This window comes from Bradyrhizobium sp. USDA 4354, assembly GCF_054060315.1.
In genome coordinates this window covers 5,855,494-5,870,126 of record NZ_JBSSDC010000001.1, presented here as the reverse complement: position 1 = coordinate 5,870,126, position 14,633 = coordinate 5,855,494, and the positions used below count along the sequence as shown (strand labels likewise).

Here is a 14,633-nt window from a genome sequence, read left to right as displayed (position 1 = left end):
CCAAATCCACGGCTACAACTGGTCTGGAATTGTTCCAATCCGAGCAGGAGCGGCCGTGAGCCAGACCGAGATCTCAAATTCCTATCCGACATCGGCGCGCAACCAGGTGAAGCGCCGGCACGACCGCGGCTTCTACGATCACGATACGGTTCATCGCATCCTGGATTCCTCGATGCTGTGCCACGTCTCCTACGTGATCGACGGCCAGCCCTATTGCACGCCGACGTTCTTCTGGCGCGAGGGCACCAAGCTCTACTGGCACGGATCGAGCGCCAGCCGCATGTTGCGCAACCAGACCAAGGGCGAGCGCGTCTGCCTCACGGTCGCCCATCTCGACAGCCTCGTGCTGGCGCGCTGCGGCTTCAACCATTCCGCCGACTATCGCGCGGTGATGGCGTTCGGCACGGCCTATCTCGTCACCGATCCCGAGGAGAAGGAGCGCGCGGTGATCGCGATGGTCGATCGCTTCTTTCCGGATCGCACCGCGAGCCTGCGGGAGAGCAGCGCGCAGGAGATCAAGGCAACCTCCTTCATCGCGATGGAAATCGAGGAAGCCTCGGCCAAGGTCCGCGCCAAGGGTGTGGCTGATGACGACGAGGACTATGCGTTGCCGATCTATGCGGAGCGCATTCCGGTCCGCACCGTGCTCGGCGCCCCGGAGCCGTGCCCGCGCCTGCTCGACGGCGTGACCCGGCCTGCAACGCTGAATGGCTATGCGGAGGGCCGGCTGCTCGAAGATGCATTGCGGGATGCCTATTTTGTGGAGTACCCGAACGGCTGAAATCGGCTAGCTTGCGCACTCCTTGGAAACCGTTGGGATGCCTGGAGTTGCCTGATGAATGCCGAAACGCAGCAGAGGATTCTTGACGCCGTCGATGCCGGCTTCGAAGCTCAGCTTGCAACCACAAGCGATTTCGTCGCGATTCCTTCGACCCGCGGGGCGGAGGGACCGTGCCAGGACATGATCGGCGACCTCCTGCGCGAACGCGGCTACGAGGTCGACGACTGGCACATCAATGTCGACGATTTGAAGGATCTGCGCGGCTTCGGCCCGATCGAGCACGACTTTTCGAAGGCGCGTTCCGTGGTGGGTACTTACCGTCCGCAAGCCAATGGCGGCAAATCGCTGATCCTGCAGGGGCACTGCGATGTGGTGCCGGCAGGTCCGCTGGACTTGTGGGATACCCCGCCGTTCTCACCCGTCATTAAGGACGGGAAGATGTTTGGCCGCGGTGCCTGCGACATGAAGTCAGGCACCATCGGCGCGCTCTACGCACTCGATGCGATCAAGGCCGCCGGCTTCAGGCCGACGGCACGGATCCACTTCCAATCCGTGATCGAGGAGGAGAGCACCGGCGTCGGCGCGCTCTCGACGCTTCAGCGCGGCTACCGTGCCGATGCCTGCTTCATTCCGGAGCCGACCGGCGGCAAGATGGTGCGCTCACAGGTCGGCGTGATCTGGTTCCGACTGCGCGTGAAGGGGCACCCGACCCATGTCGCCTTCGCAGGCTCCGGCGCGAACGCGATCATGGCGGCGTATCACCTGATCCAGGCGCTGCAAAAGCTCGAGATCGAATGGAACGAGCGCGCCAAGGCCGATCGCCACTTCAAGACGCTCAACCATCCCATCAACTTCAACCCCGGTATCATCAAGGGCGGCGACTGGGCCTCGAGCGTCCCGGCCTGGTGCGACGTCGACTGTCGGATTGCCGTATTGCCGGGCTGGTCGATCGCCGATCACCAGAAGGAGATCATGGCTTGCGTCGCTGCTGCTGCGCGCAACCACCGCTTCCTCGCCAACAATCCGCCGGAGATCGAGTGGTCGGGCTTCCTGTCGGAAGGCTATGAGCTCACCGACGCCGCCGCGCCCGAAGCTGCATTCGGCAAGGCCTTCAACAAGGTTTATGGCGGCATGCCGGAGGATCTCGTCTTCACCGCGCTGACCGACACCCGCTTCTACGGCCTCAACCACGGCATCCCGAGCCTCTGCTTCGGCGCCAGCGGAGGCGAGATGCACGGCTTCAACGAGTTCGTCGAGCTCGAGTCGCTGAAGAAGACGACCAAGGCGATGGCCCTGTTCATCGCGGAATGGTGTGGTGTGGAGAAGGCGTAGGCCTCTCCGCCGTCATTGCGAGGAGCCCTTGCGACGAAGCAATCCAGGCTGTTGCCGCGGAGACAGACTGGATTGCTTCGCTGCGCTCGCAATGACGGATGATAGTCCTGTAGGTTAGGCAAAGGCGCTCTTGCGCCGTGCCCACCATCCGTTCCTCAACCTCGAAAGAGGAGGGCACGCTTTCGCTTTGCCCATCCTACGGCGTCGCCGTCGGGGCCCGCGCTGCCCGAAACAGGGCGTATCCAAATCCTTTAAGCTTAAAATAAAGACTAGGATGCCGGCCGGGCCGGTGGCAGACTGTGCCCGGTCCGCTGAACGAGTCCTCGGGAGCAACGATGCGCGATTGGGATGACGCTTACGCCAATTCGGCCCATATCCCGGGCTCGGACAAGATGCCGGCGCTGTGGGCGGAGCGAGCGGCGGCCTACCGCGCCGGGCTGAAGGAGCTTCGCCCCGACATCGCCTATGGCGCCGGCGAGCGCCAGAAGCTCGACCTGATCCTGCCCGACGGCGACAGCAAGGGCCTCGTCGTGTTCGTCCATGGCGGCTACTGGATGCGCTTCGACAAATCGATCTGGACCGATCTCGCCAAAGGCGCGCGGCATCATGGCTGGACCGTGGCGCTGCCGAGCTACACGCTGACACCGGCCGCACGCATCTCCGATATCACCGCAGAAATCGCCGCCGTGATCGCCAAAGCGGCGGCACTCGTCTCAGGACCGATCCGGCTCGCTGGCCATTCCGCCGGCGGCCATCTCGTCACGCGCATGCTGTGCGACGACAGCCGGCTCGAGTCCGCCGTCTACAACCGCATCGCCGGCACGCTCTCGATCAGCGGCCTGCACGATCTGCGTCCGCTCCTGAAGACCAGGATGAACGAGACGCTGCGCATGACGATGGAGGAGGCGACGCTGGAAAGCGCGGCGCTGCATCTGCCGCGCGGGCGTTCGCCTGTGACCGCCTGGGTCGGCGGCAGCGAGCGGCCCGAATTCATCCGCCAGTCCGATCTGATGGCCAATATCTGGACCGGCTTCGACGTGCCGACGCACCTCGTCATCGAACCCGGCCTCAACCATTTTACCGTGATCGACGGGCTGAAGGACCCGTCCTCACCGATCACCGCCCGCCTGATCGGCCTCGACTGAGCAAGCCGGGCAAGATCGATCGAAAGGACCTGTCATGACGTCCCGCGATTACGATCCTGCAAGCGAAGGCGCCGAGACCGATTTCGCCCGGCGCATGTCCTACGGCGACTACCTTGCGCTGGACGCGATTCTCGGCGCGCAGCATCCGCTGTCGGAGGCGCATGACGAGATGCTGTTCATCATCCAGCATCAGACCACGGAGCTGTGGATGCGGCTCGCCATCCACGAGCTCAGCGCCGCGCGCCGTGCGATCTCACGGGATGAGGTGCAGCCCGCGATGAAGATGCTGGCGCGGATGTCGCGCATCTTCGAGCAGCTCAACAACGCGTGGGACGTGCTGCGCACGATGACGCCCAGCGAATATACGCGCTTCCGTTCGCAGCTCGGGCAGTCCTCAGGCTTCCAGTCGCGCCAGTACCGGCTGATCGAATTTCTGCTCGGCAACCGCAACCACGCCATGCTGAAGCCGCACGCGCACGATGCGGAGACGACGAATCTGCTTGAAGCCGAACTCGCGACGCCAAGCCTTTATGACGAGGTGCTGCGGCTTGCCGACCGCAGCGGCCTCAAGATGCCTGCGGCGGTGCTGGCGCGCGATGTTCGCGAAACGCATAGCTTCAACGAAGGCGTGCTGCAGGCCTGGCGTATCGTCTACGAGGCGCCGGAGACGCACTGGATGCTCTACGAGCTGGCCGAGAAGCTGGTCGATTTCGAGGACTATTTCCGCCGCTGGCGCTTCAACCACGTGACAACGGTCGAGCGCGTCATCGGCTTCAAGCGCGGCACCGGCGGCACTGGCGGCGTCAGCTATCTCAAGCGCATGCTGGAGGTCGAGCTGTTTCCCGAACTCTGGCGCGTGCGTACGATTCTGTAGGGATATCCATGACCAGGCTTCGCGTCTACGACGACACCAGGGCGTTATTCCATTTGCCTGACGGCGTGATCTATCTCGACGGCAACTCGCTTGGTGCGCTGCCGCTGGGCGTTGCCGAGCGTGTCAATCGCGTGATCACCGACGAGTGGGGCAACGAGCTGATCCGCGCCTGGAACACCGCAGGCTGGTATGTCCAGCCGCGCAATGTCGGCGATCGTATCGCGCGGCTGATCGGTGCTGCAGCCGGCTCGGTGATGGTCGGAGACACGCTATCCCTGAAGGTCTATCAGGCACTCGCCGCCGCGCTCGACATGACCCCGTCCCGCAAGATCGTCCTGTCGGACACCGGCAACTTTCCGACCGACCTCTACATGGCCGAGGGCCTGATCGCGACGCTCGGGCGCGGCCATCAATTGCGACTGGTATCGCCGGAGGAGATCGAGGCCGCGCTGTCGGAGGAGATTGCGGTGCTCTACATCACCGAGGTGGATTACCGCACCGGCCGCCGCCACGACATGGCGAAGCTGACAGCGAAAGCACATGCGCTCGGCATCGTCACCGTCTGGGATCTCGCCCATTCCGCCGGTGCGCTGCCGGTCGATCTCTCCGGCTGCGGCGCCGATTTCGCCGCCGGCTGCACTTACAAATACCTTAACGCCGGTCCCGGCGCGCCGGCCTTCCTCTATGTCGCGCCGCGTCATGCCGACAGCGCGCGTGCCGCTCTGTCCGGCTGGATGGGCCACGCAAAACCGTTTGCGTTCGAGCTCGCCTATGCGGCGGCCGGCGGCGTCGAGCGCATGCGCGTGGGCACGCCGCCGGTGCTGGCGATGGCGGCGCTGGAGGCCTCGCTCGACATCTGGGACAGGGTCGACGTCAAAGAGATTCGTACGCGCTCGCTGGCACTCGGCGACCTTCTGATTGCCGAGGTCGAACGGCGCTGCCCGCAGCTCAAGCTCGTCACCCCACGCGCGCATGATCACCGCGGCTCGCAGGTTTCCTTTGCCTTCGACGGCGGTTACGCCGCGATGCAGGCGCTGATCGCCCGCGGCGTCATCGGCGATTTTCGCGCGCCTGACATCATGAGGTTCGGGATTACGCCGCTCTATGTTGGCGAAGGCGAGATCGTGAGGGCGATTGAGATCATCGAGGAGGTGATCGAAGGCGGGGCGTGGCGGCAGCCGGAGTATCAGGTCGTGCATGCGGTGACGTGAGGGGAGCCGTGCCCCGGACGCAGCGCCGCGCGCCGCAGTTGCGGCGTGATGCGCTGCAGAGCCGGGGCCCATGCCGCACCGTGCTCCCTCGCGAGATGGGTCCCGGCTTTGCGCAGCAACGCCACTAGCGCGTTTACGCGCGTCTTCGACGCGCTATGGCGTTGCAGCGCGTCCGGGACACGAGAGCGTTGGCGGTGCGCCGATGTCAGCACAGCCATTACCTCCGAGGTCATTGCCTTGCCGCCTGAAGCAATTCACGCTGCGACAACAAGGAATTGGGAGGAGATCCGATGACGCCGCTCGAGAGACTTAAAGCGATGAAGATGCCGTTCGCCGAGCTCAAAGGCGTCGAGTTCGTCGAAGCCGAGAAGGACCGTGTGGTGGCGCGGATGACGGTTCGGCCCGATCTCTGCACGCTTCACCACACCATCCATGGCGGGGCGGTGATGGCGCTCGCTGATTCCGTCGGCGCGGCGGCGACCGTGATCAATCTGCCCGAGGACGCCAAGGGCACGACTACGCTGGAGAGCAAGACCAACTTCATCGGCGGGGCCAAGGAGGGAGCCACTGTCATCGCCACGGCCACCCCGGTCCATCGTGGCCGGCGGACCCAGATCTGGACCACCCGGCTGGAAACCGAGGACGGCAAGCTGGTCGCCGTGGTGACCCAGACGCAACTGGTCCTGTAAGACTACGGGACCTTGATTTCATTAACGAATTGGTCGCTTTCGCTGCCTCTAACTTGGGCAGGTCTCCGTCTTGAAAACCATGGTGCAATGCACAATATAGGAGGCCTAGGGATTCGAACGCCTCCTCGAGGGACACCAAGAGGAGTTCTGACGTGGTACTTGAAGAGACCGTCCGCACCGCCTCGGGCTATGTGCGGACATTGATCCAGCAGGAAGAATTGCCGCTTCTGCGCGATCACCTGCTGAGGCTCGATGCCGGCAGCCGGCACGACCGTTTCAATGGCTTTCTCGACGACAGCTTCATCGAGCGCTACGCCGCCCGCTGCGCCGAGGACGGCACCGTGATCGTCGCCTACATCGTCGACGGCGTGGTGCGCGGTGCGGCTGAGCTGCATCCACCGGAAGATGATTCCTTGCCCGAAGTCGCCTTCAGTGTGGAAGCGTCCGCGCGCCGCCAGGGCGTCGGCACGGTGTTGTTCCGCCGCCTGATCGCGGAGGCGCGCTGGAAGGGCTACAAGCAGTTGCGCATCACCACGGGCGCCGAGAATCACCCGATGCGGGCGCTCGCCCGGAAGTTCGGGGCGCATCTGGCTTTCCGCCACGGCGAATCGACCGGTACGATCGACCTCGCCAAGACGCCTGAGGCCGAGCTCGCCGATCTCGCGGCCTCGCCCTTCACGGCCGGGCGCGCTCTTCTCAGCTTCAACAGCACTTGCTGGAAGCTGATCTCAAGCATGTACGGCAATCGCGCCGCATAGCCTGAGACTAGAGGGCAGGAATCACAAAGCGGACCGGCAACGCCGGTCCGCTTTCGTATTCCAGGGTCGAAAGATAAGGGCTCAGGTGCCGGTGCGCTTGTCGTTGCCGAAACGGCGGACGACGCGGCGTTCGACCACGACGGAGCGCTGCGCGCCCTGTTCGCCGGCGATCACGCGCGTGGCCGTGATGCGGCTGTTGGTGCGGGCCTGCTTCTTCACCTCGGCCTGGACGACGTCGAGCGGCATCCCCATCAAGGCTGCGGCGATCTCGGCCTGCTGCGCCTGGTCGTCTGTGATGCCCACGGCAGCGAAGATCGCCTCGTCCAAGGTGGGCGGATCGTGGCGCACGCGCCGCGTGCCATATTTGGGTATTCCAGTCTGCGCTCATAACGGCCTCGTTTTGATGCCGGGATACCTAGTGCCGCGAATGTTGCATTGCAATATGTAATTGGTGTGGCAGCTCAGCTATGCACCGGTCGGGTGTCATGGCGGTGACGCAGCACCTGCGCCGACCTCCACCCGCTGCTGAGGCCAGCGTTTCAGGGCAGCGTGTCCGGCTTCGGTGAGCCGGTAGATTCCCCGCTCAGTGCGTTCAAACCAGCCATACACATTGTTGAGCAGGATCTTGCTGGCATCGGGACAGCGCTCGCGCAGCTCGCTCACCCGCCGGGGCCCGTCGGCGAGTGCCGAGGCACAGGCCAGCGCCTGCTGTCGATAGGCCGTCATGATCGGTGCGCGGGTGCTGCCGCCGAGCACCGGATCGCCCTGGCGCCGCTGATGCTCGGCGACGAGGCGCGAACGCACCTTCGGCTCGCGGCGCGGCGCCGCGGTTGGCGGCTTCACCAGCACTTCAACCTGGCCGCGATCGGTCACCCCAAGCATGCCGAAGCCGAGGCGGCGGCAAAGATTGCGATAGCGCGCGTCGCTCTCGCGTCCCTTGCCACGCGCTGACATCTTCGCCGCGATCCAGACCTCGTCGCCGGCCGGTGCGCGATCGACCGCCTGCAGGATCAGCTCGAGATTGAAGGCGAGCTTGAGCTCGCCGATCACCACGATCGGTGGATCGCCGGCGCTGAGGCCGACGAGATCGCAGCCGCCGATCTCGCCCTTGACCGTGAAGCCGAGCTCTTCGAGAAAGCGTTTGACGGGAAGATAGAGTGCGGTTTCCAAGGGAGCGTCCGATCGGAGAATCAGTCGGGAGCAGTCTAGAGCCTTCTCGGTCCGGATTGAATCGGAGCTGCCGCTCGGACGCTGCCGAGAAGCTTCGACTTACATCCGCCCGCCCACGGGGATCAGCGCGCCGGTGACGCCGCTTGCGGCGTCGCTGGCGAGAAACAGGATCACCTCGGCGAGTTCCTGTGGCGTCACCCATTTGGAAAAGTCCGCTTTCGGCATGCCGGCGCGGTTGGCCTGGGTGTCGATGATCGAGGGCAGCACGGCGTTGACCGTGACCTTACCCTTCCACTCGTTGGCGAGCGCTTCGGTGAGGCGATGAACGCCTGCCTTCGAGGCCGCATAGGGGCCCATGCCGCTGCCGGCCTGGAGCGCGCCCATCGCGCCGATATTGATGATGCGGCCAGCCTTGGACGCGACGAGGTGCGGCAGCGCCGCGCGCGAGGTGTTGAGCGCGGTGAGGACGTTTAGCGCATGCATGCGCTGCCACGTCGCGATGTCGCCGTCGCCGACGGTCTCGAATGCAAAGCCGCCGGCGATGTTGATCAGCGCATCGAGCCGGCCGAAATGTTTCGCCGCCGTCTCAACGGCCGTCTTCGCCTGCGCGGCGTCGGTCAGATCGACGTCGCCGATCTCGATGCTTTCAGGCCTTGCGGGACTCTGCGAAGGCGCGTGATCGATGCCGGCAACGCGCGCGCCGCGCGCCTGTGCGGTCTCCGCAACCACCTTGCCAAGCGCACCGAATGCGCCGGTCACGATCAGGACCTTGCCTTGCATCATCGTTCTCCCGGCGCGGTGGCCTATGATTGCAGATAGCGCGCCTTCAATGCGGTCCGCTCGGCCGCGTCGAGCTTGAGCCCGTCGCGCAGGTAGGTTTCGAGATCGCCATATTCGCTGCCGACTGCTTCGAAAGCGGCCGCCAGGTACGAGGCCTCGACGCTGCCGATCGCGTCGAGAACATCGGCCGGAAGATCGGCGGCGTTTGACGCGTCACGCTTGTAGTGCCGGTTGGTCAAGAGGTAGTCCTCGGCAATGACATCGTCGGGCACGCCCAGTGCATGCAGGATCAACGCGCTGGCAAAGCCGGTGCGGTCCTTGCCGGCGGTGCAGTGGATCACGAGCGGCGCGCGATCTTCAAGCAGATGGCCGAACAGCGCGCGAAAGCAGTGTGTGTTGTGGCGAACATAGTTGCGATAGGATTCGCGCATGAGCTCGAGCGCGACCGGTGCGGTCAGCGTGCTCCTCGCGAGCTCGGCGCGCAGTGCGGCCACGACGGTCGGTTCGATCGGCAGCGAATGCACCGTGATCTCGTTCACGACGCAGACGCCGGCCGCACGCTCCTCCACCCCACGGAAATCGAACGCGCTTCTGACGCCCAGCGCGCGGACGATCTCGACATCGGCGGCGGTGAGCTGGCCGAGATGATTGGAGCGGAAGATGTGCCGCCAGCGGGTGGTGCGGCCATCGGCGGTCGGATAACCGCCGAGATCGCGAAAGTTGCTGGCGCCTTGCAGGGCGAGATGGCGGGCAGGGGAGTCCTTTAGGGTGGAGTCTTGCATGGGATCAGCTTGGGTTATGGTTCCACTGGATGCACGTTTGGCGTCCTTGCGGTCTATTACAGGGGGCGATCATGGGCCGGCACAAGGCCATTGTTTTGGCGATCACCATGCTGGCGGTCGGCATCCTCGATGCGCGGCAGGCCGATGCGCAGACCTTCCAGACCTACCGCTGCGCCGATGGTACGCAGTTCATCGTGGGATTTTATGACGACGACAAGCGCGCCTTTCTTCAAATCGACGGCGAGCCCGCCACGCTCGCCAAGCGGCTGGCGGTCTCTGGCACGCGCTATTCGGGGGCGGGTATCACGCTGACCATCGGCAAGACCGGGGCCACCACGGTTAAGCATCTGAAGCGGCCGGTCACGGCCTGTGCGGTGATCTGAACGGTGTGGCTCGCGGAAGAATCAAAAAGGGCCGAAACAACGTTGTTTCGGCCCTTTTCGAACTGCCGCCGGGCGACTGCGAGAGCGCGGCGCCTTCAAACCGACGACGGGCATCAGCGATCCCATTTCGGCTTGGCTTCGTCGACCGCATCCTGGTGATACCAGCTGTCGCTGCAGATCGAGACGTTCGAGGGCAGCGAGGCCTGATCGGAGGGAAGGCGGGCCTCGTCATAACGGCGTCCCCCGAGAGCCGCACGGCCGCCGACGGGGAATTGGTAGATCTTCGCAGATCCGTGACTTAGACCATTGTTCATCATTGCGATTTCTCCTTGGTCGAAGCGCCTTGGCCTCCATGGTGCGCCCGACTCGTTCGATTGTGGTTACTGGAATCCCCATATCGGCCGCGCGTCCCGGATTGGAAAGTGCTGAAAAGGAAATCAGTGTCAGCCTAATTTGTAGGCAGGCGGCCTCCTGCATTCTCCAAGGCACCCCGCCGTTGACCAACGCATGGGCCATTCCGAAGGTTGCTGGGAAGGGGCCGGAGAGTTTGCGAAAATTGCCGGACGTTGATGCGCGTTTAGTCGGCAACCTCTGAGGCGGACGTCCACTGCTTTAGAATCGGGCGTTTTCCGCGGGATTTTGCGGTGCAGCTTCACGCGAAGGTGCGCGGCTTTGACGCACAGCGCCGTGGAGGGTCCGTCGGCAGCAAGGAGAGGCCGGCCGCCGTTGAAAACCGCCCATAGTGCGGCCTTTTGGCACGTTAAATGCTTGGGAAGCGCCGGCCGATGATGGCCGGGTACAAAACGTGCGGGGGCCTCCCGGGGCCCCCAACCTTTCGCATCATCTACAGAGAGGCTCAATGACCAAGTACAAGCTCGAGTACATCTGGCTCGACGGATATACGCCGACTCCGAATTTGCGCGGCAAAACTCAGATCAAGGAATTCGCGTCGTTCCCGACGCTCGAGCAGCTTCCGCTCTGGGGCTTCGACGGCTCCTCCACCCAGCAGGCCGAAGGCCACAGCTCCGATTGCGTGCTGAAGCCGGTCGCGGTGTTCCCGGATGGTGCGCGCACCAATGGGGTGCTGGTGATGTGCGAAGTCATGATGCCCGACGGCAAGACCCCGCATCCGTCCAACAAGCGCGCCACCATCCTGGACGATGCCGGCGCCTGGTTCGGTTTCGAGCAGGAATACTTCTTCTACAAGGACGGCCGTCCGCTCGGCTTCCCGACCGCCGGCTATCCGGCGCCGCAGGGTCCGTACTACACCGGCGTCGGCTTCTCGAACGTCGGCGACGTCGCGCGCAAGATCGTCGAAGAGCATCTCGACCTCTGCCTGGCTGCCGGCATCAACCATGAAGGCATCAACGCGGAAGTCGCCAAGGGCCAGTGGGAATTCCAGATCTTCGGCAAGGGCTCCAAGACCGCTGCCGACCAGATGTGGATGGCCCGCTACCTGATGCTGCGCCTGACCGAGAAGTACGGCATCGACATCGAATTCCACTGCAAGCCGCTCGGCGACACCGACTGGAACGGCTCGGGCATGCACGCCAACTTCTCGACCGCTTATATGCGCGAAGTCGGCGGCAAGGAGTATTTCGAGGCGCTGATGGCTGCCTTCGAGAAGAACCTGATGGACCACATCGCCGTCTACGGCCCGGACAACGACAAGCGTCTGACCGGCAAGCACGAGACCGCGCCGTGGAACAAGTTCAGCTATGGCGTTGCCGACCGAGGCGCCTCGATCCGCGTTCCGCACTCCTTCGTCAACAACGGCTACAAGGGCTATCTGGAGGACCGTCGTCCGAACTCGCAGGGCGACCCCTACCAGATCGCTTCGCAGATCCTGAAGACGATCTCGTCCGTGCCGACCGACAAGAAGGCCGCGGCCTAAGATCCTCCCGGCCCGGGCTGGGGGGCTGGCCCGGGTTGGTGCTCAATCCGCCGGAGCGAAGGCTCCGGCGGATTTTTGCATTTGGATGACAGTCGCTGCTGTGGTCCTGCCGACCTCGCCGCGCGAAACTTGTCCATTGCCGCCGAAAGCGGGATAGAGTGCTTACCGGATGCGCGCAGGGCCGGGGACACGGCTGGTGTTTGAAGGCTTCTACAAGGTGAGATTTCAGCTCGGCGATGCCGTCGGCCGGAGCGTGATGCATGCCGGCAATAGCAACATGCTTGGCGGCAATTCGGCCTTCGCCCATATCGGCACCTACGACAAGACCGACAGCGGCGTCGACGTCGTGATCAAGACCGTCCGTCACAACCCAGATCCGAGCTACCGCGCCATGGCCGGCACCGATGATGCGACCTTGATCGCGAAGGGCTGGGCTGACGGCGATCTCTATCGCTTCAAGGGCGAGCTCAAGGAGCTGCCTGGCGTGCCCTTTCAGTCGGTGATGACGCCGATCATGGACGACGAGGTGCCGATCGCCGGCGGCGTCGGCGAAGCAGGCATCGCCGACGGTCTCTACTCGATCCATCTGCGGATGCTCGACGGCATCGACGGCGGACTCACCGGTGTGATGCTGCTCAACCAGGGGCGCATCCTCGGCGGCGATGCATCGTTCTACTATCTCGGCAGCTACACCGCCGCGAAGGGCCGCTGGAAGGGCCAGATTCTCAACCAGGAGCACACGCCGGCCAAGGACGATCCGATCTTCGGCGGCCACGAGGTCGGCATCGGCTTCTCCGGCAGCTACGACGGCGAACAGGCGGTGCTGGAGGCAACGGCCCTTGCCGGCAGGCGCAGCCTGCGCCTGACCGCCGCGCTCAAGCTGATGCACCGCGCCTGATCGTGACAGGAACTGCTGATGGAGAATGTCCGCGTGCTCTCGACGCTCGGCCTGATGGGCGCGATGCGCAGTCTGTCCTCCTCCTTCGAGGCCACCAGCGGCATCCACGTCGATGCCGATTTCGCGCCGACCCTGGCGCTGCTCAAGCGCTTGCGCGAGGGTGAAGCCGCCGATCTCGTCATCCTCACCCGCGAAGGGCTCGACGAGATGATCGGCGAGCGGCGCGTGGTTGCCGGCAGCGCAGCCGATCTGGCGCGTTCCTTCGTCGGCATCGCCATGCGCGCAGGGCAGGTGCATCCCGACCTCGCCAACGAAGCTGCGCTGCGCCAGACCCTGCTCGCGGCGCGGTCCGTCGCCTATTCCCGGCTCGGTGCGAGCGGCGTGTACTTCGCCCAGCTGATCGTGCGGATGGGGATCGCGACCGAGATCAACGCCAAGGCCACCATCGTCGAGCAGGGGTTTTACGGCAGAGCGGCTTGTGACCGGAGAGGCGGACCTCGCCGTGCAGCAGATCAGCGAGCTGAAGCAGGTCGGCGGCATCGAGGTGGTCGGCCCGATTCCGCGCGAATTGCAGACGCCGGCCGTATTCTCCGCCGGCTGCTTGACGAACGCGAAACATGCCGCCGCCGCGGATCGGTTGCTGCGCTATCTGGCATCGCGCGAGGTCGCCCCCGTCCTGCGCCAGTCGGGACTTGAGCCTTGAATTTGCCGAGGCGGAGACGCAACGTGACGACCATGCGGACTTACCTCCTTGCCATCCTCTTTGCGCTCGCCGTGCCCCTGGCGGCGCAGGCGCAATCGGCCGATCTCGTCCTGTGCGACCGGGTCGCCGCCGATCCCAGCGATCCCGACAAGCCGGCTGACGTTAAGGGGGTCACGGAGATCGCATCCTCCGACATCGCAACCGCCATCAAGTTCTGCAAGCAGGCCGCGCCATCCTCGCGGCGCGCGATGTTCGCACTCGGCCGCTCCCATGCGGCCAACCGGCAAGCGGCAGAGGCGATCGCCGCCTGGCGCAAGGCGGCCGACAAGGGATCGAGCGCGGCGATGGTCGAGCTCGGTGTCGCCTACGCCACCGGCTCGGGCGTCGCGAAGGACGAGGCGCAAGCGCGAAAGCTGTTCGAGAAGGCGGCGCAGGCCGGCAACCCCCGTGGCGTCAGCAATCTCGCCGCGCTCGGCGGCGCAGGTGGCGCCGCGCCGGCCGACCCCGGCCAGGCGCGCACGCTGCTCGGCAAGGCTGCCGAGACCAACGCGGAAGCGCAGTACCAGCTCGGCCTGATGCTGTCCGAAGGCACGGGCGGTGCCAAGGACGACGTTGCGGCGCGCGCGCTGTTCGAGAAGGCGGCGGTACAAAATCATCCCGGCGCGCTGGAGCGGATGGGCGCCTTCGCACAGGAGGGCCGCGGCGGACCGAAGGACAAGGACGCCGCAAAGGCCTATTACGAGCGCGCCGCCGCGCTCGGCGACGAGGATGCCAAGAAGGCGCTGGAGCGCATTCGCTGCCCCTATGCCATCAAGGACAAGCAGGGCAGGCTCGTCACCACGTTGTGCTTCTGAACGCCGTCGCGATTGCGCGGCGCTTCACGAACAGAGCCACGATTTGACGGAACCTGGCTCGCGCGTACGCCGTTGACATCCAGACACGACGGAGCGCGACCATGATCCGCAAACTGGCATCGGGCGAATACCGCCTCTATTCACGCAAGGTGAATCCGAAGACCGGCAAGCGCCGTAACCTCGGGACCTTCAGGAGCCGTGCGGCCGCCGAGAAGCACGAGCGCGAGGTGCAGTATTTCAAGCGTCACTGACGGGTGGAGGGCCTTTTCCGCTAGCCGGACACAAAAAGTCGAAAAACAACCCCATGCACAGTAGCCAAGTCACTGAAATCACACGATTGCGGATTTTGCGAAACCGATTTGACCCGTCGGGCAAAACA

Annotated in this window: 16 protein-coding genes and 2 pseudogenes; 13 read left to right on the top strand and 5 right to left on the bottom strand. The window is 64.5% G+C overall.

Annotated elements, in window-relative coordinates:
• Window positions 1-55: 55 nt before the first annotated feature.
• From ACVIIV_RS27380 to ACVIIV_RS27350, 7 genes are all read left to right on the top strand, one after another.
• Window positions 56-781: a pyridoxamine 5'-phosphate oxidase family protein gene (locus ACVIIV_RS27380; protein ID WP_456746919.1), complete on the top strand. Its 726-nt coding sequence runs from the start codon at window positions 56-58 to the stop codon at window positions 779-781.
• A gap of 54 nt (window positions 782-835) precedes the next feature.
• Window positions 836-2,113 (top strand): ArgE/DapE family deacylase, encoded by a 1,278-nt coding sequence (locus tag ACVIIV_RS27375; protein WP_456746918.1) that lies wholly within the window; start codon window positions 836-838, stop codon window positions 2,111-2,113.
• Window positions 2,114-2,448: 335 nt separating this feature from the next.
• Complete coding sequence (locus ACVIIV_RS27370) at window positions 2,449-3,258, top strand: alpha/beta hydrolase (protein ID WP_456746917.1); 810 nt, start codon at window positions 2,449-2,451, stop codon at window positions 3,256-3,258.
• Between the two features lie 34 nt (window positions 3,259-3,292).
• On the top strand, window positions 3,293-4,132 hold the full coding sequence (gene kynA, locus ACVIIV_RS27365) for a tryptophan 2,3-dioxygenase (RefSeq protein ID WP_456746916.1): 840 nt from the start codon (window positions 3,293-3,295) through the stop codon (window positions 4,130-4,132).
• Between the two features lie 8 nt (window positions 4,133-4,140).
• On the top strand, window positions 4,141-5,343 hold the full coding sequence (gene kynU / locus ACVIIV_RS27360) for a kynureninase (RefSeq protein WP_456746915.1): 1,203 nt from the start codon (window positions 4,141-4,143) through the stop codon (window positions 5,341-5,343).
• 290 nt (window positions 5,344-5,633) lie between these two features.
• Window positions 5,634-6,032: a PaaI family thioesterase gene (locus tag ACVIIV_RS27355; protein WP_456746914.1), complete on the top strand. Its 399-nt coding sequence runs from the start codon at window positions 5,634-5,636 to the stop codon at window positions 6,030-6,032.
• Window positions 6,033-6,184: 152 nt separating this feature from the next.
• Window positions 6,185-6,790, top strand: a complete 606-nt coding sequence (locus tag ACVIIV_RS27350) for an N-acetyltransferase family protein (RefSeq protein ID WP_456746913.1) — start codon at window positions 6,185-6,187, stop codon at window positions 6,788-6,790.
• Between the two features lie 81 nt (window positions 6,791-6,871).
• On the opposite strand, the pseudogene ACVIIV_RS27345 reads toward ACVIIV_RS27350, so the two are convergent.
• The 4 genes and pseudogenes from ACVIIV_RS27345 to ACVIIV_RS27330 form a co-directional block, all read right to left on the bottom strand.
• Window positions 6,872-7,178: pseudogene (locus ACVIIV_RS27345) on the bottom strand (hypothetical protein).
• Between the two features lie 95 nt (window positions 7,179-7,273).
• Complete coding sequence (locus ACVIIV_RS27340; RefSeq protein ID WP_456746912.1) at window positions 7,274-7,960, bottom strand: DUF2161 domain-containing phosphodiesterase; 687 nt, start codon at window positions 7,958-7,960, stop codon at window positions 7,274-7,276.
• A 99-nt stretch (window positions 7,961-8,059) separates the two neighbouring features.
• Complete coding sequence (locus ACVIIV_RS27335) at window positions 8,060-8,740, bottom strand: SDR family oxidoreductase (RefSeq protein WP_456746911.1); 681 nt, start codon at window positions 8,738-8,740, stop codon at window positions 8,060-8,062.
• Between the two features lie 23 nt (window positions 8,741-8,763).
• On the bottom strand, window positions 8,764-9,522 hold the full coding sequence (locus tag ACVIIV_RS27330) for a tyrosine-protein phosphatase (protein ID WP_456746910.1): 759 nt from the start codon (window positions 9,520-9,522) through the stop codon (window positions 8,764-8,766).
• A gap of 71 nt (window positions 9,523-9,593) precedes the next feature.
• Between ACVIIV_RS27330 and ACVIIV_RS27325 the strand changes: the two genes are divergently transcribed.
• Window positions 9,594-9,905: an MliC family protein gene (locus tag ACVIIV_RS27325; RefSeq protein ID WP_456746909.1), complete on the top strand. Its 312-nt coding sequence runs from the start codon at window positions 9,594-9,596 to the stop codon at window positions 9,903-9,905.
• A 113-nt stretch (window positions 9,906-10,018) separates the two neighbouring features.
• Here the strand turns inward: ACVIIV_RS27325 and ACVIIV_RS27320 are convergent, their stop codons facing one another.
• Window positions 10,019-10,222 (bottom strand): DUF2735 domain-containing protein, encoded by a 204-nt coding sequence (locus ACVIIV_RS27320; protein ID WP_456746908.1) that lies wholly within the window; start codon window positions 10,220-10,222, stop codon window positions 10,019-10,021.
• A 542-nt stretch (window positions 10,223-10,764) separates the two neighbouring features.
• On the opposite strand from ACVIIV_RS27320, the gene ACVIIV_RS27315 reads away from it, so the two are divergent.
• From ACVIIV_RS27315 to ACVIIV_RS27295, 5 genes and pseudogenes are all read left to right on the top strand, one after another.
• Entirely contained in the window at window positions 10,765-11,799 is a 1,035-nt protein-coding gene (locus ACVIIV_RS27315; RefSeq protein WP_027576323.1) for a glutamine synthetase beta-grasp domain-containing protein, read from the top strand.
• Window positions 11,800-11,995: 196 nt separating this feature from the next.
• The gene (locus tag ACVIIV_RS27310; protein ID WP_456746907.1) at window positions 11,996-12,697 is read left to right on the top strand and encodes a GrlR family regulatory protein; all 702 of its coding nucleotides are present in this window, start codon (window positions 11,996-11,998) and stop codon (window positions 12,695-12,697) included.
• Window positions 12,698-12,715: 18 nt separating this feature from the next.
• Window positions 12,716-13,400, top strand: a pseudogene (locus tag ACVIIV_RS27305) (substrate-binding domain-containing protein).
• Between the two features lie 32 nt (window positions 13,401-13,432).
• Window positions 13,433-14,254, top strand: a complete 822-nt coding sequence (locus ACVIIV_RS27300; protein WP_456748841.1) for a tetratricopeptide repeat protein — start codon at window positions 13,433-13,435, stop codon at window positions 14,252-14,254.
• A gap of 101 nt (window positions 14,255-14,355) precedes the next feature.
• On the top strand, window positions 14,356-14,505 hold the full coding sequence (locus tag ACVIIV_RS27295) for a hypothetical protein (protein ID WP_007591825.1): 150 nt from the start codon (window positions 14,356-14,358) through the stop codon (window positions 14,503-14,505).
• Window positions 14,506-14,633: the final 128 nt, after the last annotated feature.

Bases quoted from the DNA above. Each gene is read 5' to 3' on its own strand.
- ACVIIV_RS27375 (WP_456746918.1), top strand. From the start codon at position 836: ATGAATGCCGAAACGCAGCAGAGGATTCTTGACGCCGTCGATGCCGGC.
- ACVIIV_RS27370 (WP_456746917.1), top strand. From the start codon at position 2,449: ATGCGCGATTGGGATGACGCTTACGCCAATTCGGCCCATATCCCGGGC.
- kynA (WP_456746916.1), top strand. From the start codon at position 3,293: ATGACGTCCCGCGATTACGATCCTGCAAGCGAAGGCGCCGAGACCGAT.
- kynU (WP_456746915.1), top strand. From the start codon at position 4,141: ATGACCAGGCTTCGCGTCTACGACGACACCAGGGCGTTATTCCATTTG.
- ACVIIV_RS27355 (WP_456746914.1), top strand. From the start codon at position 5,634: ATGACGCCGCTCGAGAGACTTAAAGCGATGAAGATGCCGTTCGCCGAG.
- ACVIIV_RS27335 (WP_456746911.1), bottom strand. From the start codon at position 8,740: ATGCAAGGCAAGGTCCTGATCGTGACCGGCGCATTCGGTGCGCTTGGC.
- ACVIIV_RS27330 (WP_456746910.1), bottom strand. From the start codon at position 9,522: ATGCAAGACTCCACCCTAAAGGACTCCCCTGCCCGCCATCTCGCCCTG.
- ACVIIV_RS27325 (WP_456746909.1), top strand. From the start codon at position 9,594: ATGGGCCGGCACAAGGCCATTGTTTTGGCGATCACCATGCTGGCGGTC.
- ACVIIV_RS27320 (WP_456746908.1), bottom strand. From the start codon at position 10,222: ATGATGAACAATGGTCTAAGTCACGGATCTGCGAAGATCTACCAATTC.
- ACVIIV_RS27315 (WP_027576323.1), top strand. From the start codon at position 10,765: ATGACCAAGTACAAGCTCGAGTACATCTGGCTCGACGGATATACGCCG.
- ACVIIV_RS27300 (WP_456748841.1), top strand. From the start codon at position 13,433: ATGCGGACTTACCTCCTTGCCATCCTCTTTGCGCTCGCCGTGCCCCTG.
- ACVIIV_RS27295 (WP_007591825.1), top strand. From the start codon at position 14,356: ATGATCCGCAAACTGGCATCGGGCGAATACCGCCTCTATTCACGCAAG.